At 69.8% G+C, this 26,860-nt stretch carries 29 protein-coding genes; 14 read left to right on the forward strand and 15 right to left on the reverse strand.

Annotated elements, in window-relative coordinates; genetic code table 11:
• Positions 1-4 precede the first annotated feature (4 nt).
• A complete protein-coding gene (locus tag GPZ80_RS03110; RefSeq protein ID WP_187218197.1) occupies positions 5-325 on the reverse strand; it encodes an STAS domain-containing protein in 321 nt (106 codons plus the stop codon).
• A gap of 174 nt (positions 326-499) precedes the next feature.
• On the opposite strand from GPZ80_RS03110, the gene GPZ80_RS03115 reads away from it, so the two are divergent.
• Complete coding sequence (locus GPZ80_RS03115; RefSeq protein ID WP_187218198.1) at positions 500-901, forward strand: hypothetical protein; 402 nt, start codon at positions 500-502, stop codon at positions 899-901.
• Between the two features lie 376 nt (positions 902-1,277).
• Here GPZ80_RS03115 and GPZ80_RS03120 read toward each other — a convergent pair whose 3' ends face one another.
• Positions 1,278-1,865, reverse strand: coding sequence for a TetR/AcrR family transcriptional regulator (locus tag GPZ80_RS03120; protein ID WP_187218199.1), 588 nt, complete (start codon positions 1,863-1,865; stop codon positions 1,278-1,280).
• 56 nt (positions 1,866-1,921) lie between these two features.
• Between GPZ80_RS03120 and GPZ80_RS03125 the strand changes: the two genes are divergently transcribed.
• Entirely contained in the window at positions 1,922-3,343 is a 1,422-nt protein-coding gene (locus GPZ80_RS03125; RefSeq protein ID WP_187218200.1) for an amidase, read from the forward strand.
• A gap of 42 nt (positions 3,344-3,385) precedes the next feature.
• Here the strand turns inward: GPZ80_RS03125 and GPZ80_RS03130 are convergent, their stop codons facing one another.
• Positions 3,386-4,204, reverse strand: a complete 819-nt coding sequence (locus GPZ80_RS03130) for an SAM-dependent methyltransferase (protein ID WP_312880090.1) — start codon at positions 4,202-4,204, stop codon at positions 3,386-3,388.
• Positions 4,205-4,378: 174 nt separating this feature from the next.
• On the opposite strand from GPZ80_RS03130, the gene GPZ80_RS03135 reads away from it, so the two are divergent.
• From GPZ80_RS03135 to GPZ80_RS03150, 4 genes are read left to right on the forward strand one after another with little or no spacing between them, the layout of a single operon-like run.
• On the forward strand, positions 4,379-5,701 hold the full coding sequence (locus GPZ80_RS03135) for a cytochrome P450 (protein WP_187218202.1): 1,323 nt from the start codon (positions 4,379-4,381) through the stop codon (positions 5,699-5,701).
• A 23-nt stretch (positions 5,702-5,724) separates the two neighbouring features.
• Complete coding sequence (locus GPZ80_RS03140) at positions 5,725-6,753, forward strand: alpha/beta hydrolase (protein WP_246476644.1); 1,029 nt, start codon at positions 5,725-5,727, stop codon at positions 6,751-6,753.
• A 39-nt stretch (positions 6,754-6,792) separates the two neighbouring features.
• A complete protein-coding gene (locus GPZ80_RS03145) occupies positions 6,793-7,038 on the forward strand; it encodes a hypothetical protein (RefSeq protein WP_187218203.1) in 246 nt (81 codons plus the stop codon).
• A complete protein-coding gene (locus tag GPZ80_RS03150) occupies positions 7,020-7,604 on the forward strand; it encodes a hypothetical protein (protein ID WP_187218204.1) in 585 nt (194 codons plus the stop codon). Before GPZ80_RS03145 ends, GPZ80_RS03150 begins: the two co-directional genes overlap by 19 nt.
• A 127-nt stretch (positions 7,605-7,731) precedes the next feature.
• Here GPZ80_RS03150 and katG read toward each other — a convergent pair whose 3' ends face one another.
• The 8 genes from katG to GPZ80_RS03185 all read right to left on the reverse strand — a co-directional run bounded on the left by katG (position 7,732) and on the right by GPZ80_RS03185 (position 16,681).
• The gene (katG, locus tag GPZ80_RS03155; protein ID WP_376771627.1) at positions 7,732-9,969 is read right to left on the reverse strand and encodes a catalase/peroxidase HPI; all 2,238 of its coding nucleotides are present in this window, start codon (positions 9,967-9,969) and stop codon (positions 7,732-7,734) included.
• Between the two features lie 28 nt (positions 9,970-9,997).
• Positions 9,998-10,429 carry a Fur family transcriptional regulator gene (locus tag GPZ80_RS03160; RefSeq protein ID WP_187218206.1) on the reverse strand — a complete coding sequence of 144 codons (432 nt, stop codon included), beginning with the start codon at positions 10,427-10,429 and terminating at the stop codon, positions 9,998-10,000.
• A gap of 80 nt (positions 10,430-10,509) precedes the next feature.
• Complete coding sequence (locus GPZ80_RS03165; RefSeq protein ID WP_187218207.1) at positions 10,510-10,731, reverse strand: (4Fe-4S)-binding protein; 222 nt, start codon at positions 10,729-10,731, stop codon at positions 10,510-10,512.
• A 1-nt stretch (position 10,732) separates the two neighbouring features.
• Positions 10,733-11,038, reverse strand: a complete 306-nt coding sequence (locus GPZ80_RS03170) for a GNAT family N-acetyltransferase (RefSeq protein WP_187218328.1) — start codon at positions 11,036-11,038, stop codon at positions 10,733-10,735.
• 72 nt (positions 11,039-11,110) lie between these two features.
• Positions 11,111-13,540, reverse strand: coding sequence for a glycoside hydrolase family 3 N-terminal domain-containing protein (locus GPZ80_RS03175; RefSeq protein WP_446678418.1), 2,430 nt, complete (start codon positions 13,538-13,540; stop codon positions 11,111-11,113).
• Between the two features lie 67 nt (positions 13,541-13,607).
• On the reverse strand, positions 13,608-13,751 hold the full coding sequence (locus GPZ80_RS34200) for a hypothetical protein (protein ID WP_446678419.1): 144 nt from the start codon (positions 13,749-13,751) through the stop codon (positions 13,608-13,610).
• A gap of 171 nt (positions 13,752-13,922) precedes the next feature.
• Positions 13,923-15,179 carry a metallopeptidase domain-containing protein gene (locus GPZ80_RS03180; RefSeq protein WP_187218208.1) on the reverse strand — a complete coding sequence of 419 codons (1,257 nt, stop codon included), beginning with the start codon at positions 15,177-15,179 and terminating at the stop codon, positions 13,923-13,925.
• 56 nt (positions 15,180-15,235) lie between these two features.
• Entirely contained in the window at positions 15,236-16,681 is a 1,446-nt protein-coding gene (locus GPZ80_RS03185) for an RICIN domain-containing protein (RefSeq protein WP_187218209.1), read from the reverse strand.
• A 358-nt stretch (positions 16,682-17,039) separates the two neighbouring features.
• Here GPZ80_RS03185 and GPZ80_RS03190 point away from each other — a divergent pair, with 358 nt between their 5' ends.
• Complete coding sequence (locus tag GPZ80_RS03190; RefSeq protein ID WP_187218210.1) at positions 17,040-17,468, forward strand: hypothetical protein; 429 nt, start codon at positions 17,040-17,042, stop codon at positions 17,466-17,468.
• An 82-nt stretch (positions 17,469-17,550) separates the two neighbouring features.
• On the opposite strand, the gene GPZ80_RS03195 is transcribed toward GPZ80_RS03190, so the two are convergent.
• Positions 17,551-17,967 carry a MarR family winged helix-turn-helix transcriptional regulator gene (locus tag GPZ80_RS03195; protein ID WP_187218211.1) on the reverse strand — a complete coding sequence of 139 codons (417 nt, stop codon included), beginning with the start codon at positions 17,965-17,967 and terminating at the stop codon, positions 17,551-17,553.
• A 98-nt stretch (positions 17,968-18,065) separates the two neighbouring features.
• Here GPZ80_RS03195 and GPZ80_RS03200 point away from each other — a divergent pair, with 98 nt between their 5' ends.
• Entirely contained in the window at positions 18,066-18,497 is a 432-nt protein-coding gene (locus GPZ80_RS03200) for a DUF6069 family protein (protein WP_187218212.1), read from the forward strand.
• Positions 18,498-18,500: 3 nt separating this feature from the next.
• Here GPZ80_RS03200 and GPZ80_RS03205 read toward each other — a convergent pair whose 3' ends face one another.
• Entirely contained in the window at positions 18,501-20,108 is a 1,608-nt protein-coding gene (locus tag GPZ80_RS03205) for a GMC oxidoreductase (protein WP_187218213.1), read from the reverse strand.
• 170 nt (positions 20,109-20,278) lie between these two features.
• Here GPZ80_RS03205 and GPZ80_RS03210 point away from each other — a divergent pair, with 170 nt between their 5' ends.
• From GPZ80_RS03210 to GPZ80_RS03225, 4 genes are all read left to right on the forward strand, one after another.
• Positions 20,279-22,195: an FUSC family protein gene (locus GPZ80_RS03210; RefSeq protein WP_187218214.1), complete on the forward strand. Its 1,917-nt coding sequence runs from the start codon at positions 20,279-20,281 to the stop codon at positions 22,193-22,195.
• Between the two features lie 68 nt (positions 22,196-22,263).
• The gene (locus tag GPZ80_RS03215; RefSeq protein ID WP_187218215.1) at positions 22,264-22,860 is read left to right on the forward strand and encodes a GNAT family N-acetyltransferase; all 597 of its coding nucleotides are present in this window, start codon (positions 22,264-22,266) and stop codon (positions 22,858-22,860) included.
• 36 nt (positions 22,861-22,896) lie between these two features.
• Entirely contained in the window at positions 22,897-23,559 is a 663-nt protein-coding gene (gene lexA, locus GPZ80_RS03220) for a transcriptional repressor LexA (protein WP_187218216.1), read from the forward strand.
• 44 nt (positions 23,560-23,603) lie between these two features.
• Positions 23,604-23,906, forward strand: coding sequence for a hypothetical protein (locus tag GPZ80_RS03225; protein WP_187218217.1), 303 nt, complete (start codon positions 23,604-23,606; stop codon positions 23,904-23,906).
• Positions 23,907-23,970: 64 nt separating this feature from the next.
• Here the strand turns inward: GPZ80_RS03225 and GPZ80_RS03230 are convergent, their stop codons facing one another.
• On the reverse strand, positions 23,971-24,528 hold the full coding sequence (locus GPZ80_RS03230; protein ID WP_187218218.1) for a cysteine hydrolase family protein: 558 nt from the start codon (positions 24,526-24,528) through the stop codon (positions 23,971-23,973).
• A 289-nt stretch (positions 24,529-24,817) separates the two neighbouring features.
• Positions 24,818-25,189 carry a DUF5997 family protein gene (locus tag GPZ80_RS03235; protein WP_222718842.1) on the reverse strand — a complete coding sequence of 124 codons (372 nt, stop codon included), beginning with the start codon at positions 25,187-25,189 and terminating at the stop codon, positions 24,818-24,820.
• Between the two features lie 85 nt (positions 25,190-25,274).
• On the opposite strand from GPZ80_RS03235, the gene GPZ80_RS03240 reads away from it, so the two are divergent.
• Positions 25,275-26,018, forward strand: coding sequence for a LysR family substrate-binding domain-containing protein (locus tag GPZ80_RS03240; RefSeq protein ID WP_187218220.1), 744 nt, complete (start codon positions 25,275-25,277; stop codon positions 26,016-26,018).
• A gap of 234 nt (positions 26,019-26,252) precedes the next feature.
• Complete coding sequence (locus GPZ80_RS03245; protein ID WP_187218221.1) at positions 26,253-26,858, forward strand: hypothetical protein; 606 nt, start codon at positions 26,253-26,255, stop codon at positions 26,856-26,858.
• Positions 26,859-26,860 lie beyond the last annotated feature (2 nt).

Here is a 26,860-nt window from a genome sequence, read left to right on the forward strand (position 1 = left end):
GCGCCTACGCGGCCGTCCGTGCGTCGTCGAGTGTGCCGTAGAGGTCGAGCATCGCGTCGAAGCCGACGATGCCGAGAATCCTGCGGATGGCGGGCGTGACCACCACCCGCATGGGGCAGCGCGTGCGGCGTTCGGCCTCGATCAGGGCGCTGATGCCGACCGAGCCGAAGAAGCCGACCTCGCTGAGGTCGACGACCAGGACGGCGGGCTTCTTGTCGCGTGCGTCGTCGATACCGGTGACCAGGGTGGCGGCGGTGGCCGTGTCGACCTCGCCGACCGCGCGGACCACGACCACGCCACCGGGCAGCCCACTACCGGTGACCATCAAGCCCCGACCTCGCGCCGCGGCGCGCCCGTCTCGGACACCACGCTCATCGTCTCCCTGACCCGCCTCAAGGGTGCCTGGCTGTTGCTCTGGACCTGACGGGCCGTGCTCGCGTAATCCCGTGAAGTTTGCTTCATGGCAACGGTTGGCAAGCGACAGGGAGGTGGAGCGGTCGTGCCCTATGTCGACGCGCTGTGCACCCTGCTGGAGCGGCTGATCCGCGAACGGCAGGCCGAGCCCGACCACACGACGGACGTCCTGGGCGAGGTGGTGCCGCAGCTGCGCACCGTGCTGGTCCAGGCAAGCCACCACGACGCCCACGACGCGAGAGCCGACGCCGACCCGGACGGCGCCCTGGACCCTGGCGCCGCGCTGGCGGTGGTGTCGGCCGCCAGCGCCGCCCAGGAGCACCTGGCCGCCATCGAACGCGCGGCCGCGGCGATCGCCCGGGACAGCGGGATCACCTTGCGCGGACTCGCCGACGCGGCGGGAATCACCGAACGCGCGGCGGCGGACCGCTACAAGAAGCCGGCCTCCTCCGGGCACCGCCGACCCCGGCCCAGTACCCGCGGCTGACACTGGCGGCGCGACTGTCATCGTGATCCTGGACCCTTTGGTCCACTGTGGAGGCTACGGACCCCGCCGGTCACGACCGGACCGGAATCCCGTTGTCCCATCGGTCGGCCCGTGCTTGGAGCACAATGCCGCCGTGCGCACTCGACTGACGGCCCGCTCTTTCTTCACCGCGGGCTGTGGTTCGACCGTGGCCCGCACCTGGTGGTGTTGAGCGTCGCCGTCGAGACGGGGGCGGGTTCGACACACTGGTCAGCTCCGCCGGGGCCGCGGTCCTGACGTCCACAAGGACTGGAAGTGGACATATCCCAGCTGACCGCACAGCGATCGGGTGATTGCGCGGCCCCGGGCGAGCGGCGTCGGGTGCCGCCGACGCCGGTCATGCGCCGGCATAGGCCCGGAACAGCGCGCGGTAGGCATGTTCGGCGGTGGCGACGTCGTCGGGGCGCGGGGACACGAGGTGATGGAGGGTGAACCCCTCGGCCATGGCGGCGAAGGCACGGGCGCCGTCGGCGGGCCTCGGCGCCCCGGCCGCGCGCAGCGCGGACTCCGCGACGTGGTGGATGGTGTCGACGACCCGGGCCAGCGCTTCGGACCGTTCGGGCGAGCGGGCCGTCTGGAGCAACACCTCGTAGCGGGCCAGTTCGAGGGACGGGGGGAACAGGGTGAGCAGTTCGGCGACGTGGCGGGCGAGGGCGTCGGAGCTCACCCTGGCGGCCGCGAGGTCTGCGGCGAGGGCGTCGAGCCGGGCGATGAGGTCGTCCGCGGCGAGCTGGAGGGCCTCGACACCGAGTTGTTCGATGGTGCCGAAGAAATACGACACGGACGTGTAGGGAACGCCCGCCCGTTCGGTGACGGCGCGGTGGGTGACCGCCGCGACTCCCTGTTCCGCCGCGATCTCGATGGCGGCGCGGAGCAGCTGTTCGCGACGCCGCTCCCCCTTGGCGTAGCGCTTGTCCGGTGGCACGCCAACGAGACTACCAATCTTGTAGGTTCATTCAAGATTGGCGTACCGTGGTGCCCGTGACGACACCTCCGCCTTCCCGGCCGACGCCGGTGCACGCCTTCGCAGACGACGCGCTCGGCGACCACGACGCGGTGGCGCTCGCCCGCCTGGTCCGCGACGGCGCGGTCAGCGCCCAGGAACTCGCGGACGCGGCGATCACCCGGGCCCGGCGGGTCGAGCCGCTGCTCAACGCCATCGCGTGCCAACCGGCGACGCCGCGGGTCGCCCCGGACAGGGCAGGCGCGCTCTACGGCGTGCCCACCTTCGTCAAGGACAACACCGATCTGCGCGGCCTGCCCACCAACCACGGTAGCGAGGCCTACACCGCCTCGCCCGCGAAGAAGGACGGCTCCTACGCCACGCAGTACCTCAGCACCGGGCTGACCGTGGTGGGCAAGTCCCGGCTGCCCGAGTTCGGGCTGAACGCCACGACCGAGTACATGACCGGGGAACCGACCCGAAACCCTTGGCACAGCGGGCATTCGGTCGGCGCCTCGTCCGGCGGTTCGGCAGCGCTCGTCGCCTCGGGTGTCGTCCCGATCGCGCACGCCAACGATGGCGGCGGCTCGATTCGGATCCCGGCGGCCTGCGCCGGACTCGTCGGGCTCAAACCGACCCGACACCGGCACGTCGACGGCGAACAGGCCCGACGGCTGCCGATCAACATGGTCTCCGAAGGCGTCCTCACCCGCAGTGTGCGCGACACCGCGGCCTTCCTCGCCGCCGCCGAGGACCACTGGCGCAACCCGAGCCTCCCGCCCATCGGCCTGGTGCACGGGCCCGCGCAGCGGCGGCTGCGGATCGGCCTGGTACTCGACCCCCTCAACGGCACCCTCGACGACCACACCCGCGCCACGGTCGAACACACCGCGCGGCTGCTGGAAAAAGCAGGCCACACCGTGGAGCCGATCGGTCTGCCCGTGACCGACCAGTTCGCGGCCGACTTCCTGCAGTACTGGGGTCTGCTCGCCCAACTCGCGGTGGACACGGGCAAACTCACGTTCAACCGCACGTTCGACCGGCACCGCGTCGACGGACTCACCCGCGGCCTGCGCGGCCACCACCGCGCCAACCTGCGCCGCACACCGGGAGCGCTGCGCCGCCTGCGCCGGATACCGAGCGCCTACGCGGAACTGTTCGCCCGCCACGAACTTGTGCTCTCACCGGTGCTGGCGCACACGACGCCGCCCCTCGGGCACATCAGCCCCACCGTCGACTTCGACGAGCTGCTCGACCGCCTGACCAGCTACGTCGCCTACACGCCGCTGAACAACATCGCGGGAACTCCCGCGATCTCACTGCCCATGGGGATGACACCGCAGGGGCTGCCGATCGGTGTCCACCTCAGCGCCGCCCACGGCGACGAACGCACCCTGCTCGAAGTGGCCTACGCGCTGGAGGCCGAACAGCCCTTCGCCAAGATCCACACGGGCGGGTGACAGCTCGGGGTCAGTGCGCCCAACGAGCCCGGCGGTCGGCCGTCAGGGTTTTCGGCCGACACCGGCGTAGAACTGGACGTTCAGGTCGGCCTCGTCGGAGATGTCCGCCGGACCCGACGGCCGCCACAGGCCACAGCCGACCAGACCGGGATCGACCAGCTCGAATCCCTCGAACATGGTCTCGATCTCGGCGTGCGTGCGCAGCTGGACGCTTTCACGGCTTTGGCTCCGCTGCACCAGGTCGGCGACCCCGGTGATCTCTTCCTTCTTGCGGTCGTGGCTGGCGTGGGTGATCGCGAGGTGGCTGCCAGGGGCCAGCCGGTCGCGGTATCGGGTGAGCAGATCCCGCGGGCCCCACTCGTCGGGCACCCAGTGCAGCATGAACAGCATCAGCACACCGACCGGCTCGTCGGGGTCGAGCAGCCCGCGCGCCTCGGGGCTGTCGAAGATGCCCTCCGGGTCGCGGATGTCGGCGCGCACGATCGCGACGCGCTCCTCCCCCGACAGGATCAGCTCGCTGTGCGCGACCGCCACCGGATCGCGGTCGACGTAAACCACCCGGCACGTCGGGTCTTCCTTGTGCGCCACCTGATGCAGGCTGCCCACGGTGGGAATCCCGGCACCGACGTCGAGGAACTGGCGGACGCCCTGGCTGATCATGTAGCGGACCGCGCGGCCGAGGAACGCCCGGTTCATCCGCACGAGCTTGCGCAGCCCCGGCATCATCTGCTCGGCCTGCTGGATCAGCATCCGGTCGGCCTCGAAGTTGTGCGCGCCGCCTAGCAGGTAGTCGTAGGCCCTGGCCATGCTCGGCACGGACACGTCGACTGTTGACGGGACCCACTCTTCCCGCTCGGACACATTCACGGCGCCACAACCTTTTCCGCCAGGGACCACAAGAGGGGCAGAGTACCGCTGCCTGCCGATCGGGTAACGCCCCGACCGGGTGATCATGTCTAACCCGATCGGTGGATGTCGATCACGACCGAACGCTTCTACTGTGAGTGCCCCTCTTCCACCCCACCAGGAGTGTGGATGCCTGTTCCGGTCGCCCCAGGTCGCTGGCCACTGCTCGGACACACACCCGCGATTTTGCGACACCGTATGGGTTTCACCTCGTCACTGCGCAGGCATGGCGAAATCGTGCGGGTCGATCTCGGGTCGATGCGCACGCATTTCGTCACCACGCCGGACCTGGTGCACCGCGTCCTTGTGGCCGACGGCCCGGCCTTCGAGAAGGGGGCGATGTTCGACAAGTTCCGGCCCTATGTGGGAAACGGGCTGGTCATGTCGTCGGGCACCTTCCACCTGCGACAGCGCAGGCTGATGCAGCCCGCGTTCCAGCGCACCGAACTCGCCCGCCATGTGGCGACGATGGTGCGTGCGGCCGGCGAGCTGGCCGATTCCTTGCGGCCGGGCGAGGTCCGCGAAGTCGACCAGGACATGCAGGCCGTGGCGGTCACCATCGTCGGGGACACGCTGTTCTCCGCCGGGTTGGGCAGCGCGGCCACCGAGGAGGCACGTCGGTCCATTCCGGTGGTGATCAAGTACGGGATGCTGCGGGTGCTGTCCCCAGCGTTCCTCGAACGGCTGCCGATCCCGCCCAACCGGCGGTTCGACGAGGCCACCGGCCGGATGCGGGCTATCGTGCTCGACTTGATCGCGCGGCGGCGCGCGAGCGGGGCCGACCACGGCGACCTGCTGTCCATGCTGCTGCGCGCGCGGGACGAGGAGAGCGGCGAGGGCATGTCCGACGTGCAGGTGCACGACGAGGTCATCACCCTGCTCAGCGCGGGCATCGAGACCAGCGCGCTCGCCCTGGCCTGGGTGTTCCATGAGCTCGCGCGCCACCCCGAGGTGGAGCGTCGCCTGCACGCCGAGGTCGACGCGGTCCTCGACGGCAGGCCCGTCACCTTCGACGATGTCCCGAAGCTGGAGTACACCCGCCGCGTCGTCAGCGAGACCCTGCGCATGTATCCGCTGTGGATCCTGATGCGCCGCGCCATCACCGAGATCGACCTCGGCGGCGTGCGGCTCGCGCCCGGCGACGAGGTGATCATCAGCCCGCACGCGATGCACTTCGACCCCGAGTCCCATCCCGAGCCCGACACGTTCGATCCCGACCGGTGGACCCCCGAGCGCGCCGCGGCCATGCCCAAGGGCAGCTACCTGCCGTTCGGCGCGGGCGCCCGGCAGTGCATCGGGAACTCCTTCGCCCTCACCGAGATCATCACCGTGGTGGCCACCATCGCCGCGCGCTGGCGGCTGGTCCCGGTACCGGACAAGCCCGTCACCGTGAAGGTCACCTCGACCGCGTACCCCAGCAGACTGCCCATGACCGCCGTCCCGCGACCCTGATCGCCCGTCTCCGGAGGTTTTCCTTGTTCCACAGTGGACGCAAGCGCGTTCGGCGCGCCTGCGCGGTGGCGCTGACCGTACTCGGAATCGCCGTGGTGCTGTCCCCGCCGTCGCACGCCGGCCAGGTCAGCTGCGAGGACCGACACATCCCGGTCACGCTCGCGGGCACGCCGCAGGAGATGTTCGGCAGGCTCTGCGTCCCCGCGGGCGCCACAGCGGTGCAGGTGCTGATCCCGGGTGGCACGTACAACAGCGCCTACTGGGATTCCCCGTACGACCCGGCGATCCGCTCGTTCCGAGTCGCGGCGAACAATGCCGGACACGCCACGCTGACCGTCGACCGGCTCGGCACCGGGCGCAGCACGAAACCGCTGAGCGCCACCGTCACCGCGATCGGCCAGGCGCACGCGGTGCACGAGGTCGTTCAGGCGCTGCGGGCGGGATCGCTGGGCACGGCGTTCGACAAGGTCATCCTCGGCGGACACTCGCTGGGCTCGGCCATCGCCATGATGGAGGCGGGGACCTATCACGACGTCGACGCGGTGCTGATCACCGGCATGGCGCACCGGCTCAGCGTGCTCGGCACGCTGCCGCTGTTCACCTCGCTCGTCCCGGCCGCGCTGGAGCCCAGGTTCTCGAACCTGGATGCGGGGTATCTGACCACGCGGGCGGGCACCCGGTACACCGCGTTCCACAGCCCCGGCCCGCTCAACCCCGAAGTGACCGCCACCGACGAGTCCACAAAGGACGTAATCGCGCCGGGCGAGGTGGTCGACGGCGCGCTGATCGGCGCGGTCATCCCCTACACCCGGCTCATCGATGTGCCGGTGCTGGTCGCCCTGGGCGACGACCCGTCGTTCTGTGGTCTGCTCGGCACGAACTGCTCTTCAGCCGAGACGCTGCGCGCGAGCGAAGCCATCTATTATTCCCCCGCGGCGCGCCTGAAGACCTACGTGCACCACGGCTACGGGCACGCGTTCAACTACGCCCCCGACGCACCCGCCTACCACGACTTCGTCATGACCTGGGCGGACGAGGCCATCGGCGACTGACCGCCCCGCTGTTCTTGCCCGCGGAGACGGGGGGAATCCGTGGATTTCGACAGCAAACGCGCGTGGGCGCGAATGCCCCAGGTCAACGGGGTGAACAAGAACAGGAGCAAGCTCGCGCAGCCGCGCGGCTGGCAGTTCGCCGAGGAGGCGCCGGAGCTGCTCGAGCGCTGGCCGGTCCTGCCCTTCACCCAGCGCGGCGACATGCGACTGGCCTACGGGGTGCTGGCGGAACCTGCGACGGTCTGCGGTTCACGATGCTGGACTTCATGCGCGGGCAGATGGTGATCAACAAGCAGCTGTACGGCATGACGGTGAACCAACACGACAAGATGGTCACCGATTCGGTCTGGGTGGTCCGGCTGCCCGCGCTCCTGCCGTTCTTCCAGATCACCTCGCGCGACCAGGTGTACTTCGACCTCGACGACAGCCCGCACCCGGCGACGGGCGACCGCGAGTTCGACAAGCGGCACCAATTGGTCGACACCGATCCCGCTGTCGCCGCCCAGGTTCTCACCCCTGGTGTGATCACGACCGTGCGGGAAGCCCGGCTCGGCACCTGGACCCTGCTCGGCGACGAGCTTGTGTACGCGGAGAACTGCTACCTCGGCGGCACCGGGCCGAACAAGGTGCTGGAGACGCTGGGAAAGCTCGCCATGCTGGTCTCCCAACTGCCGCTCCACCTCGGCGGCGGGCAGCCCGCGCCCCAGGCTCACTCACAGCCCGGCTATCCACAGCCGCACCCGTCCTACCCGCCACAGCAGCCACCGGCCCCCTATCAGCCGGGTTACCCAACCGGATATCCCCCACATCCCGGTCACGGCTATCCGGCAGGTCCTCCACCGCCACGGTGACCATCGCGCACAGTGCCGACGTCACACCTGAGGCCGCGACGAACTCCACACCGTTCTCCGGCCACCTCGACGAAGTAGAACCTGGCTGCCCAGGCCGGCCGACGAGCGGCCGACCTGGACAGCAGGATCACACCAGGTCGAACCGGTCCAGGTTCATGACCTTGTCCCAAGCCGCCGCGAAGTCGCGGACGAACTTCTCACGGGAGTCGTCGGCGGCGTAGACCTCGGCGACCGCGCGCAGCTCCGAGTTCGAGCCGAAGACGAGGTCGGCGCGGCTGCCGATCCACTTGACGGTGCCGGTGGCGCGGTCGCGGCCCTCGAAGGTCTCCGCGTCCTCCGACGTCGCCTTCCACTGCGTGCCCATGTCGAGCAGGTTCACGAAGAAGTCGGTGGTCAGCGACCCGGGCGTCGAGGTGAGGACGCCCAGCTGGGACTGCTGGTGGTTCGCGCCCAGGACCCGCAGGCCGCCGACGAGGACGGTCATTTCGGGCGCGGTCAGGGTCAGCAGGTTCGCGCGGTCGATCAGGAGGTACTCCGACGGCAGCCGGTTGCCCTTCCCGCGGTAGTTGCGGAACCCGTCCGCGGTCGGCTCGAGCGGCGCGAACGACTCGACGTCGGTCTGCTCCTGCGAGGCGTCCGTGCGGCCCGGGGTGAAGGGGACATCGATGTCGAAGCCCGCGTCCTTGGCCGCCTTCTCCACCGCGGCGCAACCACCGAGGACGATGAGGTCGGCGAGGGAGACCTTCTTGCCGCCCACCGGCTGCGAGCTGTTGAAGCCCGACTGGATTCCCTCCAGGACGGTCAGCACCTTCGCGAGCGTGTCGGGGTTGTTGACCTCCCAGCCGCGCTGGGGCTCCAGGCGGACGCGGGCGCCGTTCGCGCCGCCGCGCTTGTCGCCGCCGCGGAACGTCGAGGCCGACGCCCACGCGGTCGAGACAAGCTCGGATACCGACAGCTCCGAGGCGAGGATCTGGGCCTTGAGCGCGGCGATGTCGTCTGCGTCCACGAGGTCGTGGTCGACAGCGGGCACCGGGTCCTGCCAGATCAGCGTCTCCTGCGGGACCAGCGGCCCGAGGTAGCGCTGGATCGGGCCCATGTCGCGGTGGGTGAGCTTGAACCACGCCCGGGCGAACGCGTCGGCGAACGCGTCGGGGTTCTCGAGGAAGCGCCGCGAGATCGGCTCGTACACCGGGTCCATGCGCAGCGCGAGGTCGGTGGTGAGCATCGTCGGGGGCCGGGTCAGCGAGCCGTCCTCCGGGTCCGGCACGGTGTTCGCGCCCGCGCCGTCCTTCGGCTGCCACTGGTGGGCGCCCGCGGGGCTCTTCGTGAGCTCCCACTCGAAGCCGAACAGGGTCTCGAAGAACGTGTTGTCCCACTTCGTCGGCGTGGGCGTCCAGGTGACCTCAAGGCCACTGGTGATCGCGTCGCGGCCCTTGCCGCTGCCGAAGGTGTTCTTCCAGCCGAGGCCCTGCTCCTCGATGGACGCGCCCTCGGGCTCGGCGCCGACGTGCTCGTCGGGGTCGGCCGCGCCGTGCGCCTTGCCGAAGGTGTGCCCGCCCGCGATCAGCGCGACGGTCTCCTCGTCGTTCATCGCCATGCGGCGGAACGTCTCGCGGATGTCGCGGGCCGCGGCCAGCGGGTCCGGGTTGCCGTTGGGGCCCTCGGGGTTGACGTAGATCAGACCCATCTGCACGGCCGCCAGGGGGCTTTCCAGCTCCCGGTCGCCGGTGTAACGCTCGTCGCCGAGCCAGGTGCGCTCCGGGCCCCAGTAGACGTCCTCGTCCGGCTCCCACACGTCCGCGCGGCCGCCTGCGAAGCCGAAGGTCTTGAATCCCATGGTCTCCAGCGCGCGGTTGCCCGCGAAGACCATCAGGTCGGCCCAGGAGATCTTGCGGCCATACTTCTGCTTGATCGGCCAGAGCAGCCTGCGGGCCTTGTCCAGGTTGCCGTTGTCGGGCCAGCTGTTGAGCGGGGCGAAGCGCTGCATGCCCGCGCCCGCGCCGCCGCGGCCGTCCTCGATGCGGTACGTGCCCGCGCTGTGCCACGCCATCCGGATCATGAACGGCCCGTAGTGGCCGAAGTCGGCGGGCCACCAGTCCTGCGACGACGTCATCAGCTCGTCGACGTCCCTGGTCAGGGCGTCAAGGTCGAGCGTCGCGAACTCGGCGGCGTAGTCGAACTCGCCGCCCATCGGGTCGGACGCGGCGGAGTGCTTGCGAAGGATCGCCAGGTTGAGTTGGTTGGGCCACCAACCGCGGTTGCCGCCGCCCTCGGTCGGGTGGTTGAGCTTGCCTACCGAGACCGGGCACCCGCCCGCCTTCGGCTCGTTCATCTCTCCAACGACGGCGTCAGGACTGTCAGACACAGGAATCCTTCCAAGATGAGATGCGTGCTCAGGAACTGGTGGTGGTGGAGCAGCCAGGGCACAGGCCCCAATAGATGACCTCGGCCTCGTCGATCGTGAAGCCGTGGTCGTCGGAAGCGGTGAGACACGGTGTGTCGCCGACGGCGCAGTCGACATCGGCGATGGCGCCGCACGAACGGCACACGACATGGTGGTGGTTGTCGCCGACCCGGGCCTCATAGCGCGCCACGGAGCCGGGCGGTTCGATCCGCCGCAGCAGACCAGCGGTGGTCAGCGCGCGCAGCACGTCGTAGACGGCCTGGTGGGACACCCCACCCAGGTCTTCACGGACCGCGCCGATGATCGAATCCGTGTCGGCGTGCGGGTGGTCGTGCACCACGGACAGCACTGCCAGCCGGGGCCGCGTCACACGCAGCGATACCCCGCGGAGCATGCGCTGGAAGTCCGTTGGAGTGGGCACGACTCCGAGTGTGCCCCATTTTCTGGAATCAATCAAGATTTGACGTCGGGTCGCACCGCCGCGGAGTTGCCCGACCCAGGTCAGTGCTCCTCGATCCGCAGCGCTCCCGAAGGACAGTTGACCACCACCGCGCGCAGGCGGCCCGCCCGGTCCTCGTCCGCGGCGACGGTGGGGTTGATCCACGGGCGGGCCGCGGTGTCGAACACGGCGGGCATGCCGCGCACGCAGTTGCCGGAGTGCTCGCAGATCGCGGAGTCGAACGAGACGTCGAGCAGCGGGCCGGTGTAGGTCTTGCGCGCCATCTCAGTCCTTCGCGGTCGTGGCGGGCGCGCCGTAGACGAGATCGGCGTAGTCGCGGTGACGCTCGATCCAGCCCTTGACGAACGGGCACAGCGGCAGGACCTGGCGCGTGCCCTCCGCGCGCACGGCGTCCAACGCGACACGCGCGAGCGCGGAGCCGATGCCTTCGCCCTCGCGCCGCGGGTCGACCTCGGTGTGGGTGAAGATGATCAGCTTCTCGGTGAGCTGGTACTCGGCGAATCCCGCCACCTCGTCACCGACCCGCGCCTCGAACCGTGTCCGCTCACGGTTGTCCACCACGTCGACCATCGTCACCTCACGTTCGGGGAGCCAGGTGGTTCACCCTAGTTCGCGGCCCGCCGACCAGCCTGTTGATCACGATCAAGTCAGGTCCGAGCACTGGGTGGCGTCCGGGTCGGCCGCGGCCTTGGGCACCCAGCGCACGTTGGCGAAGGAAGCCTGGAACGGGCCGTCGGTGTAGACCAGGAACGGGGTGTTGACGTTCTCCAGGTCGAGCCCGACGGCCGCGAAGCAGTCGACGGGGATCTTGACGGTGGACTTCACGCCGACGGGCAGACCTTGGAACAGCTTCGTGCCCGCGACCTCCGACATGCACGGGTATCCGCAGTGGACCCCGATGACCGTTCGGTTGACCGGTGGCTGATGGACGATCACGTCGAACACCACGGCGCTGTCGGCGTTCAGATAGGGCCGCAGATCCGTTCCACCGCCGGGGTTCTGCAGGTAGACCTGCCCTGGCCCAGTACCCGTCCAGGTCGTCTTGAGGGCGTCGCCCTGGACGTTGACGTCGGCCGCGGCGACCGAGATCGAGCCGTGCGCCTCAGTCAGGTCGGGGCCGATCTCGGTGCCGCCCCAGTTGTCGGGCGAACCAAGGAAACTCTTGTACGGCGCGACATCCTGGCGGACGAAGACCTCGAGTTCCTCATCCGCGTCGCCGCCGCCTCCCCCGCCGCAGCTGTAGCCGGGCGAGGTCTCGTCCAGCGCCGGGACCGACCCGGTCTGTCCGTCACGCAGGCCGTAGGCCAAGGGGAACAACGGGTCGTAGCCCGCCATGCCCGCGTTCAACGGCGTCTGACATGCCGAGCGGGGCCACGAGTACGACAGTGATCCGGTGAACCCGCGGCCGTGGTTGGGGCCGCGGACAAGCAGGTCGGCGACGCCGCCGCCCTCGGTGCCGGGCAGCCAGGCGGCGACGAACGCGTCCGAGCGGTTCAGCTCGCGGTTGACGTGCAGCGGACGGCCCGACACCAGCACGGTGACGACTGGCGTGCCCTTGCCGCTCACCTTGTCCAGCACGGCGAGGTCCGCGGGCTGCAGGCGGGCCAGCTCCAGGGTGCGGCGGGTGAGGTCGCCGACGCCCTCGGCGTACGGGGTCTCGCCGATGACCGCGATCACCGCGTCGAAGCCTGCCGGGTCGACGTCGGCGGTCTCGCTGAATGTGACGTTCCCGGCGCCGAGCACCTCGCGCAGGCCGCCGAGGATTGTGGTGCCGACAGGGAAGTCGTCGTTGGTGTTCCCGGTTCCCTGCCAGGTCAGCGTCCAGCCTCCGGTCTGGTTCTGCAGGCTGTCGGCGCTCTTGCCGACCACCAGCACCTTCGAGTCCGCGGCCAGCGGCAGCACGTTGCCGTTGTTCTTCAACAACACCTGGGACTTGCGAACCGCGTCGCGGGCGAGCGCTCGCGCCCGCAAGCCGTCGGCCGAGCCCGCGTGTTCACGGGCGGACGGCTTCGGCGCGTCGAACACGCCCGAGCGCAGCTTCACGCGCAGGATCCGGGTGACGGCGTCGTCGATCCGCGCCATCGGGATCTGACCGCTCTCGACCTGGCCGATCGTGTTCTGGATGAACGCCTTCCAGTCATTGGGCACCATCACGATGTCGATGCCCGCGTTGATCGCCTTGGCGCAGCTCGCGTTCGTGCAGCCGTCGACCTGGCCGATGCCGTTCCAGTCGGACACGACCAGGCCGTCGAAGCCCATCTTGCCTTTGAGGATGCCGTTGAGGGCGAGGTCGCTGCCGTGCAGCTTGCCCTCATTGATGCCCAGTTCGGGGTTGGTCCAGCTGTTGAACGACACCATCACCGTCTGCGCGCCCGCCGCGAGGGCGCCGTAGTAGCCCTGGCCGTGAACGTTGATCATCTCAGCGGTCGACGACGGGTTGACCCCCTGGTCGCGACCGCCTTCGGTGCCGCCGTCGCCGATGAAGTGCTTGGCGGTGCCGATCACCCCGTCCGCGCCGATGCGCAGCGGGTGGCGGCCCTGCAGCCCGCGGATGGCCTCCCAGCCGTAGGCGCGGGTGATGCGCGGGTCCTCGGAGAAGCCCTCGTACGTGCGACCCCACCGGTCGTCGCGGGCCACGGCCAGGGTGGGCGCGAACGCCCAGTCCTGCCCGGTGACGCGGATCTGCTCGGCGGTGGCGGCGCTGACCGCGCGCACCAGGCACGGGTCATGGGCGGCGCCAAGCCCGATGTTGTGCGGGAAGACGGTGGCGCCGTGGACGTTGTTGTTGCCGTGCACGGCGTCGATTCCCCAGATCACCGGGACCTTGGTCCGGGTCGCCTTCGACGCGGACCAGTAGGCGTCGGCCAGCGCCAGCCAGTCCGCGGGCGCGGCGCGCTTGTTCGCCTCCGGCCAGGAACCGCCACCGTTGAGGACCGAGCCGATGCCGTACTGGCGGACCTCGTCCGGGGTGATCGCGGAGATCTCGGGCTGGGTCATCTGCCCGACCTTCTCGGCGAGAGTCATGTCCGCGACCATCCGGGCGACCCGCCACTCGTCCGCGGGGTTGCGCACGAAGCGGCTGCGCACCTTGGGCCAGTCCGAGAGCGTGGGTAACCGCTCCTCGATGCGGGCACAGCCGTCAGCCCCGAGCGCGGGGCTGCCCGACCACCGGCTGCCCCGCGCTCTCGGCGGGGTCCGCCGCCGCGGCCCCGCCGACCAGCGTGGCACCCAGCACCACGGTGAGCACGATTCGTCCCGCACGTTTCGAATACCCGTGTGCCATCTGTCAGTCCTCGCGGCTCGGCGGCGGCTACGCGCCCGTCGGGGCGGCCCGGTCGAATGCTCGACCACCGCGACCCGGTCCGTCAATAGAACTTTCGGTTGAACGTGGGAGCGCTTTCACGCGTGGCTCCACAGCGCAGGCGACATGGCTCGCGAGGTGAAGGCCGAGGGACTACCGGTCCCGTTGGGCGCGCACGAGCAGCACGCCGAACAGCACGACGATCAAGGCGCCACCGATGACCGCGTAGCCGAACCACTCCTCGTCAGCGGTCTGGACAGAGGCCGCCGCGGGGACTGGGGCGCCCACCACGATGTCGTCCGCCAGGGGGTCGTCGCTGGTCGTCGCACTGCTGCTGGTCGCACTGGTCGTCGACGAGGACGGCGGCGCGGTCGTGGTCGCCGACGCGGGCGGGGACGACGGTTTCGCGGTCGTGGCGGGGAGGTCCGGGCCGACGGCGATCCGCACCTCGGCCGACGTGGCGTCGGCGGCGAGCACGGTGACGGAGATGTCGGCGGCGACGAGCGTCCGGCCTACCGGGACGGACTTCTCCGAGCCACCGTCGATCAGGTGTGCGGCCTGGTACTTGCCGCCAGGCACGCGGTAGACGTTCACACCGCGCGGGACTGAGCGGTCCACGCCGCCGGGGGCGCGGTATTCCACGACGAGCCGGTCACCGCCGAGCGGCACGTCGACCGCGCGCGTGCCGCCCGCGGATTCCGGGGCGTGCAGCGCGACCAGCCGCACCGACGTGGTCGCCCTCGGAGCGACCCGGCGGCCCGCGGCCAGCCACTTCATCGAGACCAGCTCCGGCGCGCTCAGGCCGACCTCGGCCCCGCCGCCGCCCATCGGCGTGCGGCCACTGTGACCGTCCTTCCTGCAGCCGGTCACCGTCCCCGACTCGCAGATGTCGCGCACCTGGTGGTTGAAGCCGAGGTTGTGCCCGAACTCGTGCAACACGGCCGCCTGATTCAAGTGCTCGGCCGGGAACCAGGTCCGTTTGCCGGGCATCTCCCCCAGCCCGCCCCAGCCGCAGTCCGCCTTCGCGTTGGGGAAGACGACGGCGAGGTCGTCGTGCGGCACGTCCGCCAGCACGCTCTCCGCCTTCGCGACCATCGCCTTGGTGTCGCAGGTGGCGGCGCCGTCGAGGGTGACCGGGCCGTGGACCTCGCCGCCCGCGAGCGTCATCGTCCGCTGTCCGTGACTCTGCGCGGCGTAGTAGCGCGCGGCCGAACCTGGGGCGTCGAAAATCAGGTCGCGGGCTTTGCGCTTGAGTCCGGGCACGTCGGTGAGCGCGCTGTCGTCGAATTCGACCAGCACCACGGCGACGCGCCGCGCGGTCGGCTCAGCGGCGGCTGGGCCCACCGACCCGAGGACGGCCGCGACGAGCGCGAGAGCGAAAGCAAGGGGCTTCGATGCAGGCGAAGTCATAGTCGATGATCCTACAAGCGTGAAATATCGCAGTTTCACACATTATCTTGCACCGCTCAGTATCGATCCGCGGAGCACTCCAGGATCGCGTCGCCCTGCCGTGGCTGGTAGGACACGCAGATCCGAAACTGGACATCACGGAACCTGCCTGGCGCGCTGTCCCTGGGCAGCGCCGGGGACTTCGCCGAGCCCTGGTCCGGGAAGGCGACCGCACAGGTGTGCCACCCGCCCGGCCCCCGGACGGTGGTCCACTGCAGATAGAGGGTGAACTGGCTGGGCGTGAACTTCACGAAGCCCTCGGCCCAGTAGTACGTGACCTCGGCTTGGGTCCGCGGGTCGCGGATGTTGGCGCGGAACAGTTCGACGCCGCCCGCCGACGGCCGGATCGCCGCGTGGCCGCGGTGGGCCCACTCCTGGCGCACGGAGAACTTCTCGCTGACCCACGCGGTCTTGTCGACCTCCAGCATCGGCATCCCCGCGCACGGCTGGTCCTTGCCGCCACGGGGAAGTTCGGCGGGGTCGAGCGCGGACGCCACCGGCACCGGGTTCGACGCGACCGGCTCGGAGACCGGCCGGGTCATCCACTGCTGGGCGGGTAGGCCGTCATCGCAGAGGCGCTGGATCACGTGCATGCCGGACTGCGGCTCACCCGCGCCCGCGACGCTCATGCACTTGCCGCTGTGCAGGTTCGTGATTCGCAGCGTGCCGTGTCCGGTGGGCAGCAGGCGCCAGTATTGGTGCGGCTCGCCGTTGCAGCCCGCGAACTGGACGACCGCGTCGTCAGCGAGGCTCTTGTCCCGCACCTCCAGACAAATCAGCTCCCGTCCGCCGTCGACCTGCCGCAACTGGTGGAAGTTGCGGTTCGCGCGGAACGGCGCGGTGACCGACCAGGTCGCCACCTCCCCTGGCGCCGCTTCCAGCACCATGGCGGGCGCGCCGAGCCGCGTGGTGTTCTCGTCGAGCGCGACCCGCAACGCGCCGGACGCCGGGCCGATCGCGACAGCCCGGTCATAGTCCACGGACAACGGACTGGCGGGAGCGCCCGCGAGGACGGACGCGGCCACGATCGACGCGACCAACGCCGCCGCACCGGCGCCGACCAGCAGTTTGCCACCGCGGCCGAGTCGCCGGAACCGGTCGACCAGCGACCGCCCGGGCCCCTCAGCGGCGACGCTCTCCGGGTCGGGAGCCATCGGGTGGTGGGCCCGCTTCAGCAGCCGCTCGAACGTCGCCAGCCATGGCCCCGGATCCTCACCCAGCGTGGTCACCAGGGCCACCACGAACTTCTCCGGCTGCTGCAGCCTGCTCAGGTCGTAGGTCCCGCTGAGCACGCGGTGGACGGTGGCCTTGGAGAGCACCCCAGGCCCGACCGTGTCGCGCGCCATCGCCTCCAGCCGCCCGTAGCCGGGGTTCCCCGCGCGCCCGCGCAGGGCGTTCAGCAGCGCGACGAACTCGACCAGATCGGTCGCCGAGCGCGGGTCGATCAGATCTGAGAACTCCATTCGGCCGTCCACGGCGCTCCTTGGTTCGGTCCCACTTTGTCGCGCTGACCAGCGTCCCAGTGTGTCCCAACGTCCTGGGACGCACAACGGATTGCAGCCGAACAGTCACTGAACGTGTACTGGTGCTCGCAGGTCGAGTGAGCCGATTCATCCATCGACGCGAGGTTCCAGCCGCGACCACAGGAGGCGACAGGCGAGATGAACATCCTCATGCGAATCCAGACCCTGATCACCGTCTGCGCGTGGTGCCTGCTCATCGGGTTCATGGTCGGCCGACTGCTCTGAAGATCACCTACCAGCACGCCGCGGTCCACGGGACTGTCACGGAGCGCGACGGCTGCGACCAAGGGAGAAGAACATGACGACCATGATGCGCCGCATCGCCACGCTCGCCGCCATGGCCGCCGCGGCGATGGCCCTCACCGGCGCCTCGACCGCCCAGGCCGACACCTGTCGGACGGTCTCCACACCGATCCGCGACTTCACGGTCTGCGGGGCGGCGCTGAACAAGACCAACAAGACCATGTACGCCGCGACCCTCGACGGCGGCAAGCAGTGCACGGTCTACGACACCAGCGGCCACAAGATCAGCAACACGATGAAATGCGCGAGCCACACGGTCAAGCCAGGCAAGACGGCGGGCATCCGCGACACCGACGCGGTCATGTTCAAGGGCGACTTCGCCATCAACGGCCACAACATCCCGGGCGGCAAGTGGGTCAAGGTCAAGGTGGCCGTCGTGTGCGTCAACCCGTTCAACACCAAGGTCCGCTGCTTCGGCGTCTGATTCTGGATCTTGCCCGACACTTTCACGGCCCCGGGGCGCGCTCATCGCGTCCCGGGGCCGTGGCCCCAGGACCTAGTTGCACCTAGTCCGCGAGCAGCTTGTCCAGCAGGGCTTCGAGCTGTGCGCGTTCGGCCTTGTCCAGCCGGGCGGACACGGTGGAGCCCGCGGCCACCCGGTCGGCGAGCTCGACGCGCAGGGACTTGCCCTGTTCGGTGAGGCTGAGCAGTTTGACGCGGCGGTCGGCGCCGGGGACGCGTTCGATGAGACCCAGCCGCTGCAGGCGGTCGGCCAGACCGGTGACGTTGGAGGCGTCGCAGGACATGGTTGTCGCGAGGTCGCGCATCGGGATCGGCTGCTCAAGGCCCAGCAGGGTGCGAGCTTGCAGGCGGGTCAGGCCGAGCGAGGCGGCGACGACCTCGAAGTCCTGCTCCATCTGCCGCACGACCCGGAAGAGCTTGACGCCGAGGTCGCGCGCCTCGGCCAAGCGGGCGGCATTCATGAACCCAGTCTACCGACACCTCAATATTTGACGACCTCAACTAGTTGTGCCACGCTGGCGACAGTTACTTGAGGTGGTCAATCTTTCAGGAGGTCAACATGTCTGTCGTTGCTGCCGTCCCGCGGACCCAGACGGTCCGGAGCGCGCTGACCCTCGGCGGCCTGGCCGCGATCGGCGCCGTCGTGGGCAATCTGCTGGTTCTCGTCGTCGGGCGGCTGGCGGGCGCCGACCTGCGGGTGCTCCAACCCGGCGCGACGGAGGTGCTGGAACTCGGCGCCGGACTCGTCGCGCTGATGACCGTGCTCCCGGTCGCGTTCGGCACCGCGGCGCTCGCCGTGGCCACCCGGCGGGGACGCCAGGGGTGGTCCGCGGTGGGCTGGCTGGGACTCGCGATCGGGCTGCTCACGATTGTGTCGCCGTTCACCGTCGAGGCGTCGACCAGCACGGCCGTCACGCTGGCGGGCATGCACGCGGTGACCGGAGTCGTGTGGTTCGCCTTGGTGCGAAGGAACTTGCGCCAGGGCGCGTGACCGTCACAGGTCGGTGGCGATGATCTCCTCGATGTTCCGCTCGGCGAGCGCGGTGATGGTGACGAACGGGTTGACGGTGGTGTTGCCGGGAATCAGCGCACCGTCGATGACGTAGAGGCCGGGGTGGCCGTGCAGGCGGCCGTGGTTGTCGGTGGCCTTGTTCAGCACCGCGCCGCCGAGCGGGTGGTACGTGAGGTGGTCGCCCCAGATCTTGTACGAGCCGAAGAGGTCGGTGCGGTAGATCGTCCCCTCCTTGGCGTTGATCTTGTCGAAGATGGTCTTGGCCGCCTCGATCGAAGGCTGCTTCCACGCTGTCTGCCAGTTCAGGTCCACCTTGCCGGTCGCGGCGTTCCAGGTGAACGCCGCGCGGTTCGGGTTCCTCGTGATCGACAGATAGAGCGAGGCGTAGGTCTCGATCCCGGTGGGCAGCGGCGCGACCTCCGCGAACGCGCCGCCCGCGTCCCAGTTGTCGATTCCCGCGGTGGGCATGGACGCCTGGACCTTGCCCGTCGGGTCCCACATGTGGTTTGCGCGGCCGCACATGACATTCCCGTTGTCGCCCCAGCTTTTGCCGATCTCGTCGTTGAGGCCGGGTAGCGCGCCGGTCGCTTTCAGCTTCGTCAACAGTTTGCCGGTGCCGACGCTGCCCGCCGCGAAGAACACCTTGCCCGCGGTCATGCTCACCGACGCGACAACAGCACCTCCGGTGTCGAGCCGGTTCATGACGACGACATAGCCGCCGCCTGCCGCGGGAGCGACCGAAGTGACCTCGTGCAGCGGCGAGATGGTGACCTTGCCGGTGGCCAGGGCCCGCGCGAGGTAGGTCTGCCGCAACGTCCTCTTGCCGTGGTTGTTGCCGTAGATGACTTCCCCGGCCAACGCGGACTTGGGCGCGAGCCCGGCCGCTTCCCGCTTCATGTAGTCGAAGTCGTAGACGTTGGGCACGAAGACGAACGCGAACCCGGAGCGCTGGGCGTGTTTGCGGCCGACTCTGGCGAATTGGTAGCAGTCGGCGGTCTCCCACCAGGCAACATCGACATGGTTGACGCCGAGCCCGGCGTTGGCGCGCGGGTAGTAGCGGTCGTACATCTCGTCGGCGTTCACCGACGGAAGGACAGCGGCGAACCTCTCGCGCCTGGGTGTGACCGCCATGCCCCCGTTGACCAGGGACCCTCCCCCGACGCCGCGGCCCTGATAGACCGTGATGCCGCCGAACTCCTCGGCGTCGAGGATCCCGGTGTGCCGCGGGACGTCCTTGTCGAGCGGGAATCCGAGGAAGTTGTTGATGGGCTGCTTGGTCCGGGTGCGCAGCCAGAACGAGCGGTAGTCCGGCTTGGTCGTGTTCGCGAAGATCTTGCCGTCGGACCCCGGGGTGTCCCACGACATCCCCATCTCGACCATGCGCACCTCGACACCGGCCTGCGCGAGCCGCAGGGCGGCGACGGCTCCGCCGTAACCGGTGCCGATGACCAAAGCGGGAACGTGCGGCGGGGTGGACGCGCTTGCGCGCCCACCGAGCGCCGCCACCGCTAGAATGGAACTTGTTCCTGCCAAGAGTCCGCGCCGGGAGACGGAGCTAGAGTCCCTGCTGCTTCCAGATTTACTCGCCATGTGAGGTTCACCACTCTCGCCTGAATTAGAACCAGTTATACTTTGGTTCGCGCGCGAAGTCACGACATACCTGAGTCCAACTTGCGTTCGCATCAGCGGCTTCGACCTCGTGGTTGGTGTCACGAGCTGAGCGGGTGGACAACCACCGGCGCCCGGATAGCGTGTCGGGTGTGGAGACACCGGGTCCTCGTCCGCTCAAGGACGTCGCGGCGCCGCACTGGCTGCGGCAACTGGCGCGGCTGCGGCCCGCGCCCGCCGACTGGCGGCTGGCGGCCCGGGCCGCGCTCGCCGTGGCGGTGCCGATCGCCGTCGGGTTGGTGTTCGGGCGGCTCGACCTCGGGGTGCAGGCTTCGCTCGGGGCGCTGTGCGCGACGTTCATGGCGCGGTCGGGCCCGTACCGGTTCCGCCTGCGCCGCATAGGTTTCTCCGCGCCGGCCGGGGCGGTCGGCTTCCTCGTCGGCGGGCTGGCGGCAAACCACGGGTGGGTGGCCGCGGTGGTCGTCGTGGCGCTGGCGGCGATCTCGGCCGTGGTGTCCTCGATCGGGGCGAACGCGTCCGCGGCGGGCCTGATGCTGCTGGTGTTCGGTGTCCTCGGCACCGGACAGGCCGGGGTGTGGCACCCCGTCGCCGCGACCGGGTGGTTCGTGCTCGGCGCGGCATGGACGCTGCTGCTCGCCGTCGCGGCCTGGCCGGTCCGGGCGACCGTCCCCGAGCGGGCCGCCCTCGCGTTCGTCTACTCCCGACTCGCCGACCTGCTCACCGTGGTGGGCACACGGGAATCGGGCTTCGCCCGACAGCGCCTCACCGCGGCCATGAACGAGGCCTACGACGCGCTGCTGACCGCGCGGTCGCGGCTGGAGGGACGCGACGCCGACTACCGCAGGCTGTTCGTCCTGCTGTCGGAGACCACGCCGGTGGTCGAGGCCGCCGTCGCGCTGCACAACGCACGGACCCCGCCGCCGGGTGGCCTCGTCTACGCGGTGATCGCCCTCGGCGCCGCCATCGGAGAGGACGTGCCCGCGCCGCCGCTCGACCTGGTCGACGACTCCCCCTTGGCGGTCGCGCTGCGCGGGGTGGCACGCGAACTCGGCGACGAAGCGCCACCCGTGCCCGCGGATCGGCCACGCCCCGACCGGCGCGAGCGACTCGCCGCGTACCTGGACGCGCTGCGGCCGGGCCCGGCCACGTGGCGCTTCGCCGCCCGGCTGGCGTTCTGCGTCGGACTCGCCGAGGTGGGGTCGCGGCAGCTGCAGCTGGACCGGTCCTACTGGGTCACGCTGACCGTCGCGCTGGTGCTCAAACCGGACTTCGGCTCGGTGTTCGCGCGGGCCGTGCAGCGCGCGGTCGGCACGGTGTTCGGCGTCGTGCTCGGCGCGGCGGTGCTCGCGCTGGATCCGGGCGGCTGGGCACTGGTGGCCTTGGCGGCGCTGTTCGCCGGGCTGCTGCCGGTGGGGCAGGCACGCAACTACGGCCTGTTCTCGGTCTTCGTGACACCGCTGGTGATCATGCAGCTCGACCTCGGCCAGGCGGGCAGCTGGTCGCTGGTCTCCGCCCGGCTGATCGACACCGCGGTGGGCTGCGCGATAGTCCTGGTGTTCGGCTACCTGCTCTGGCCCGGCAGCCGCACGCCCCGCCTCGGCACGGAGATCGCCGACGTGACCCGCACCCTCGCCGAGTACGCCGCCCGCGCCCTGAGCCCCGACCAGGGCGACTGGTCGGCGTCGCGCCGCAAGACCTACCGCGAGCTGTCGGACCTGCGCCTGCAGGCCCAGCGGCTGATCTCCGAACCCTCCCGGGCGGGCAGGGACGCTGCCGCCTGGTGGCCCGCGATCGTCGGACTGGACCGGATCACCGACGCGGTCACCGGCGTCGCCGTCGATCTCGCACACGGCTCCGCGCCACCCGGGCGGGCCGACGTCGACCGGATCGTGGCCGCCCTCGACGAGGTCGGCGCGGCGATCAGGGAGGAACGCCCGCCCCGTGACTCGCCCCCGCCCGCGTCGCCAGGCCTCACCGCGGTGACCGCCAACCTGCTCGCCCTGGTCGACGCGCTGCGCGGACCGAACCTCAGCGGCAGACGTCGCTAAGTGGCCTGCTGGAATGATGCAACGGTGGCCATATTGGAAGGCCACCTTTGGCACCTAGCGTCGAGGGTGTGAACGACTGGCAGCACCGCCCGACCCTGTCCGGCACCTACGTCGAACTCGCCCCGCTCACCGTGAGCCACGCCTTCGGCCTGTTCGAGGCGGGCAAGGAACCAGGCGTCTGGACCTGGCTCGGCAATCGCCAACCGCAGTCCCTCGCCGACTCCGAGCAGTTGGTCACGGACGCCTTGGACGACCCGACCCGGCTTCCCCTCGTCCAGTTGGACGCGGTGACCGGCGCGGTCGCGGGCACCACGTCGCTCTACGAGATCGACGAGCGCAACCGCGGCCTCTACATCGGCCACACCTGGATCGGCGCGCGCTGGCAGCGCACCGCGCTGAACACCGAGGCGAAGCTCATGCTGCTGCGCTGGGCGTTCGACCACCTGGGCGCGCTGCGCGTCGGATGGCACACGGATCTCCGCAACGAACGGTCGCAGCGGGCGATCGAGCGGCTCGGGGCGACCCGCGAGGGCGTGCTGCGCTCCCACAAGATCCGGCCGGACGGGACCCTGCGGGACACGGTCGTCTACTCGGTCACCGCCCCGGAGTGGCCCGATGTCCGAAATGGACTAGAAGCGAGGCTGGGCAGGCACCCGGCGCGTTGATCCACCCGGTCATGATCGAGCCCCTACGATTCCCGGGTGACCGCCTACGACGACTTCGGTGCGTTCGAGCACCTGGACACCTCGACCCTGCCGCCGCGTCAGCAGCGCATCCTCGCCACGATCCAGGAATGGGTGGTCCGGCACGGATACGCGCCGAGCACCCGGGAGATCGGCGACGCGGTCGGCCTGCGGTCCTCGTCTTCAGTGTCGAAACACCTGGCCAGCCTGGAGGAGCGCGGGTTCCTGCGCCGGGGCGCCACGATGGCGCGGCCGATGGACGTGCGCCTGTTCCTGCGCGAGCACCCGTCGCGGCAGCCCGCCGACGACTCGGTGACGGTGCCCGTGGTCGGCCACATCGCGGCGGGGACGCCCATCACGGCCGACGAGCACCTCGACGACGCGCTGAACCTGCCGCGCGAGCTCACCGGGCGCGGCGACGTCTTCGGCCTGCGCGTGCGCGGCGACTCGATGGTCGACGCCGCGATCTGCGACGGCGACATCGTCGTGGTGCGCAGGCAGCACGAGGCCCATTCCGGCCAGATCGTCGCCGCGATGATCGATGACGAGGCCACCGTCAAGGTCTACCGCCGCCGCAACGGACACGTCTATCTAGAGCCGCGAAACCCGGAGTACGACGTCATCGACGGGGATAACGCGGTCGTTCTGGGCATCGTCGTCTCGGTACTGCGCAGCATCTGAGCCCACGGAGGGAGCCACGGGTCCCTTGACGAGGTCCTCGCTGCGTGCCGTGGACGCTGCTCACCGAAGACCACGGCCACCTACTCACCAGCAGCCCCAGCAACCGGCGGCAGCCGTTCGACGCGACCTTCAGCCTGGAAGCGACCGACGCGACCCGCCCGCACAAGGAAACGCTGTCCGCCAAGGGCAAGGCGCAGACCGTGGTGACCCGGGCAGGCGTGCGCGCCCGCCTGCCCGGGCATCCCCGTCTTCGACGACACCAATCCGGACGCCTACTACAGCGCGGCCAACCCGCGGGGCAGCGTCAAGGTGGCGGGCCACGGCCTGAAGGCGACCGTCACCGGTGACGCCGGGGACGACCTGACCATCGCGGTGGTCAACCCCACGGCGCCCTGCCCTGATCAAAGCGCTCTACTCCCCCGCGAACGTGACATCCTTCGTGGCCGTCACGGCGGCACTGCGGCCCGGGGCCGACTGGAACCGCCAGTACAGGTTCGTGTGCGCGATGACCTGATCCGGCGGCGGAGCGCCCCACTCGGTCTGGTCTTCGGTCGTGTGCGCGTCTCCGACGAGCGTCACGTCGTAACCGCGCGCGAAGGCACCATGGATGGTGGACCGGATGCAGGCGTCGGTCTGCGCCCCGGAGACGACCAGGTGTCCCACTCGCGCCCGGGCCAGCACGTCATCGAGGTCGGTGTCCTCGAACGAGTCGCCGAACTCCTTGTGCACCAAGGGCTCGGACTCCCGGCGAGCCAGCTCCGGGACGTAGTCCCAGGCCTCGCTCCCCTTCGCCAGGTCGTCGTCGGAATGCTGGACCCAGACGACCGGCACCCCTTCCTCGCGCGCCCTGTCGACGAGCGCGCCTATGTTGGCGACGACGTCGTCGCGGCGGTGCGCGCCCGCGACGACGCCGTTCTGGACGTCGATCACCATCAGGGCGGTGTTGGGTCGGTCTGTCAGCGTGCTCACGACGCCTTCTCTGCCGGTCGGATACTGGGCACTGGCACACTAACCCCACTCACCGACAAGAACGGCGCACGCGCGGGCGCCTTCCGCAACTACCGGCCGAGCTCCACGTTGTCCAAACCCCGAGCGCGTCGGGGACGAGGACCGCCACTGGCTCTCGGCCAGCGCACGGACCCGCTGCCGAAACTCGGGACGGGGTGGCGTCACGAGCGAGGAGGTTAGTTCCGACGCTCGCCAGCCGTCTGCGGATCGTGATGATTCAGGACGCGTGGTCGCCTCCGCCGATCCCCTGTCAGGAGCGGGGGCGACGCTGCGGCTGGATGGCCTTCGCGGCCTTGATGCGGGCCTCTTCCTTGCGGACCTCGGCCTGGGTTTCGCGCTCCTGGCGCAGCCACTGCGGGCTCTCGGCCTTCAGCGCGTCGATCTGCTCAGTGGTGAGGGCCTCGGTGATGCCGGCGCGGGCGAGGCCGCCGATGGAGATGCCCAGCTTCGCCGCGATGACCGGGCGGGGGTGCGGGCCGTTGCGGCGCAGGTCGCGCAGCCACTGCGGCGGATCGGCCTGCAGCGAGTTCAACTCGTCGCGCGAGACGACACCCTCCTGGAACTGCGCGGGGGTGGCTTCGAGGTACACGCCCAGCTTCTTCGCCGCGGTCGCGGGCTTCATCGTCTGGGGTGTCTTTGGCGACGTCATGGCGTCCAGCGTATCGGGCGTGTGCTCCAACTCCATTCACGCCCGGTAATCTGACCTGGTGACAGGCCCGGACGTACCCCCACCATTCACCCTCGCGTACGTCCCCGGGGTCATCCCCGGCAAGTGGGTGCGGACCTGGAACGAACGCACACCGGACGAGCCGCTCACCCTCCTGCAGCTCCCCGCCGCGGACGCCGCCACCACCGTGCGCGACCGCGGCGCCGACGCGGCCCTCCTGCGGCTGCCGATCGACCGGACCGGCCTGCACGCCATTCCCCTCTACACCGAGACGACCGTGGTCGTGGTCCCCAAGGACCATCTCGTGGCCGCCGCCGACGAGGTGTCCATGGAGGACCTTGCCGACAGCCTCGTGCTGCACCCGCTCGACAACACCCTCGACTGGGACCGCCCGCCTGGCCTCCCGGCGAACGAGCGCCCCGCCACCACCCTGGACGCCATCGAACTGGTGGCAGCGGGCGTCGGGCTGCTCGTGGTCCCCCAGTCGCTGGCCCGGCTGCACCACCGCAAGGACCTCACCTACCGCCCCGTGCCGGACGCGCCGCAGTCACAGGTCGCACTGTCCTGGCTGGAGGACGAAACCACCGACGCCATCGAACGATTCATCGGCATCGTGCGCGGCCGGACCGACAACAGCACCCGGGGCCGACAGCAGCCCGCGGCCCCGGCGAAGGCGAAGCGCCCCGAGACAGAGGCCCGCAAACCCAAGTCAGGCGGCGCGAACAAACGCCGCGCTTCCGGTGCGGCACAAGCCAAGCGCGGCAAACCCCGACGCCGCTCCTAGCAGCCGACCGCGAGTCGACCCGATCCGATCAGTCAAACGATCCAGCGCAGGACCCTCCCCTGCCCAGGCGTTTGTGGTTTCCCCCAGACAGTGCGTACCCTTGTTGACCAGCTCTAGCAGATATCTTGATAGTAAATAGCGGATAGTAATCATGGGGTCGATGCGCTTGGGGCCCAACAGAACGGCCCCCAAGCCTGGCTCCAGCCATCGCCCCTCGATCCGGAGAATCAATCCGTGCACAACCTGACAACCTTCACCGACGACGAAAACTGGTCCGGCGGCTTCTACCAACTGGCCATCGAGGTCGGCGACCCCGACGACGACCGCCTCCATCGCACCCTGGAAACGCTCTGGGTAGCGGCCCGCATCGAAGGCTGCTACGCCCACCGCGACAAGGAACCCGAGGACCAGCCCGAGCTGGCCCCCACGATCGCGGCGCTGACCGAGGCCGGTCGCCTTCGAGGCACGGTCCAACTCCCGGACGGCCGACGAATCGTCTGCGTATGTGCCGCGATCCGCGAGGTAGAAGGCGTGGATTGGCTGGTCTTCGACCTTCCCCTCGGCGCTCTGGGCCGCACCGATCGACGGATCGGCGGCTTCCCGTTCGGCCCGGATAGCGGCCCCAGCTCCCTCTCGTGGCGTCGCCCGATCGACGACTGGCTGGCCGACATCGGCCGCGAGATCTTCAAGCAGGTCGACTTCCACCTAGCCCTGATCGGTTTCGAGCAGTCCGGTGAGGCCTACGCACGTGACCTCAACGGCGTCGCCCCCGAGGAGCGTTGGGCCGGATACCTACTCCCACACCAAGGAAATCTGCACTACATGCCAGCCAACCGCTGACC

This window comes from Actinokineospora xionganensis (assembly GCF_014323725.1).
GTDB lineage: Bacteria > Actinomycetota > Actinomycetes > Mycobacteriales > Pseudonocardiaceae > Actinokineospora > Actinokineospora xionganensis.

Excerpts from the sequence above, each read along its gene's own strand:
- GPZ80_RS03180 (WP_187218208.1), bottom strand. The coding sequence starts at position 15,179 with ATGACTTCGCCTGCATCGAAGCCCCTTGCTTTCGCTCTCGCGCTCGTC.
- GPZ80_RS03135 (WP_187218202.1), top strand. The coding sequence starts at position 4,379 with ATGCCTGTTCCGGTCGCCCCAGGTCGCTGGCCACTGCTCGGACACACA.
- GPZ80_RS03170 (WP_187218328.1), bottom strand. The coding sequence starts at position 11,038 with ATGGTCGACGTGGTGGACAACCGTGAGCGGACACGGTTCGAGGCGCGG.
- GPZ80_RS03190 (WP_187218210.1), top strand. The coding sequence starts at position 17,040 with ATGACGACCATGATGCGCCGCATCGCCACGCTCGCCGCCATGGCCGCC.
- GPZ80_RS03205 (WP_187218213.1), bottom strand. The coding sequence starts at position 20,108 with ATGGCGAGTAAATCTGGAAGCAGCAGGGACTCTAGCTCCGTCTCCCGG.
- GPZ80_RS03235 (WP_222718842.1), bottom strand. The coding sequence starts at position 25,189 with ATGAAGCCCGCGACCGCGGCGAAGAAGCTGGGCGTGTACCTCGAAGCC.
- GPZ80_RS03185 (WP_187218209.1), bottom strand. The coding sequence starts at position 16,681 with ATGGAGTTCTCAGATCTGATCGACCCGCGCTCGGCGACCGATCTGGTC.
- GPZ80_RS03165 (WP_187218207.1), bottom strand. The coding sequence starts at position 10,731 with ATGGCGCGCAAGACCTACACCGGCCCGCTGCTCGACGTCTCGTTCGAC.
- GPZ80_RS03110 (WP_187218197.1), bottom strand. The coding sequence starts at position 325 with ATGGTCACCGGTAGTGGGCTGCCCGGTGGCGTGGTCGTGGTCCGCGCG.
- GPZ80_RS03200 (WP_187218212.1), top strand. The coding sequence starts at position 18,066 with ATGTCTGTCGTTGCTGCCGTCCCGCGGACCCAGACGGTCCGGAGCGCG.
- GPZ80_RS34200 (WP_446678419.1), bottom strand. The coding sequence starts at position 13,751 with ATGGCACACGGGTATTCGAAACGTGCGGGACGAATCGTGCTCACCGTG.
- GPZ80_RS03195 (WP_187218211.1), bottom strand. The coding sequence starts at position 17,967 with ATGAATGCCGCCCGCTTGGCCGAGGCGCGCGACCTCGGCGTCAAGCTC.
- GPZ80_RS03150 (WP_187218204.1), top strand. The coding sequence starts at position 7,020 with ATGCGCGGGCAGATGGTGATCAACAAGCAGCTGTACGGCATGACGGTG.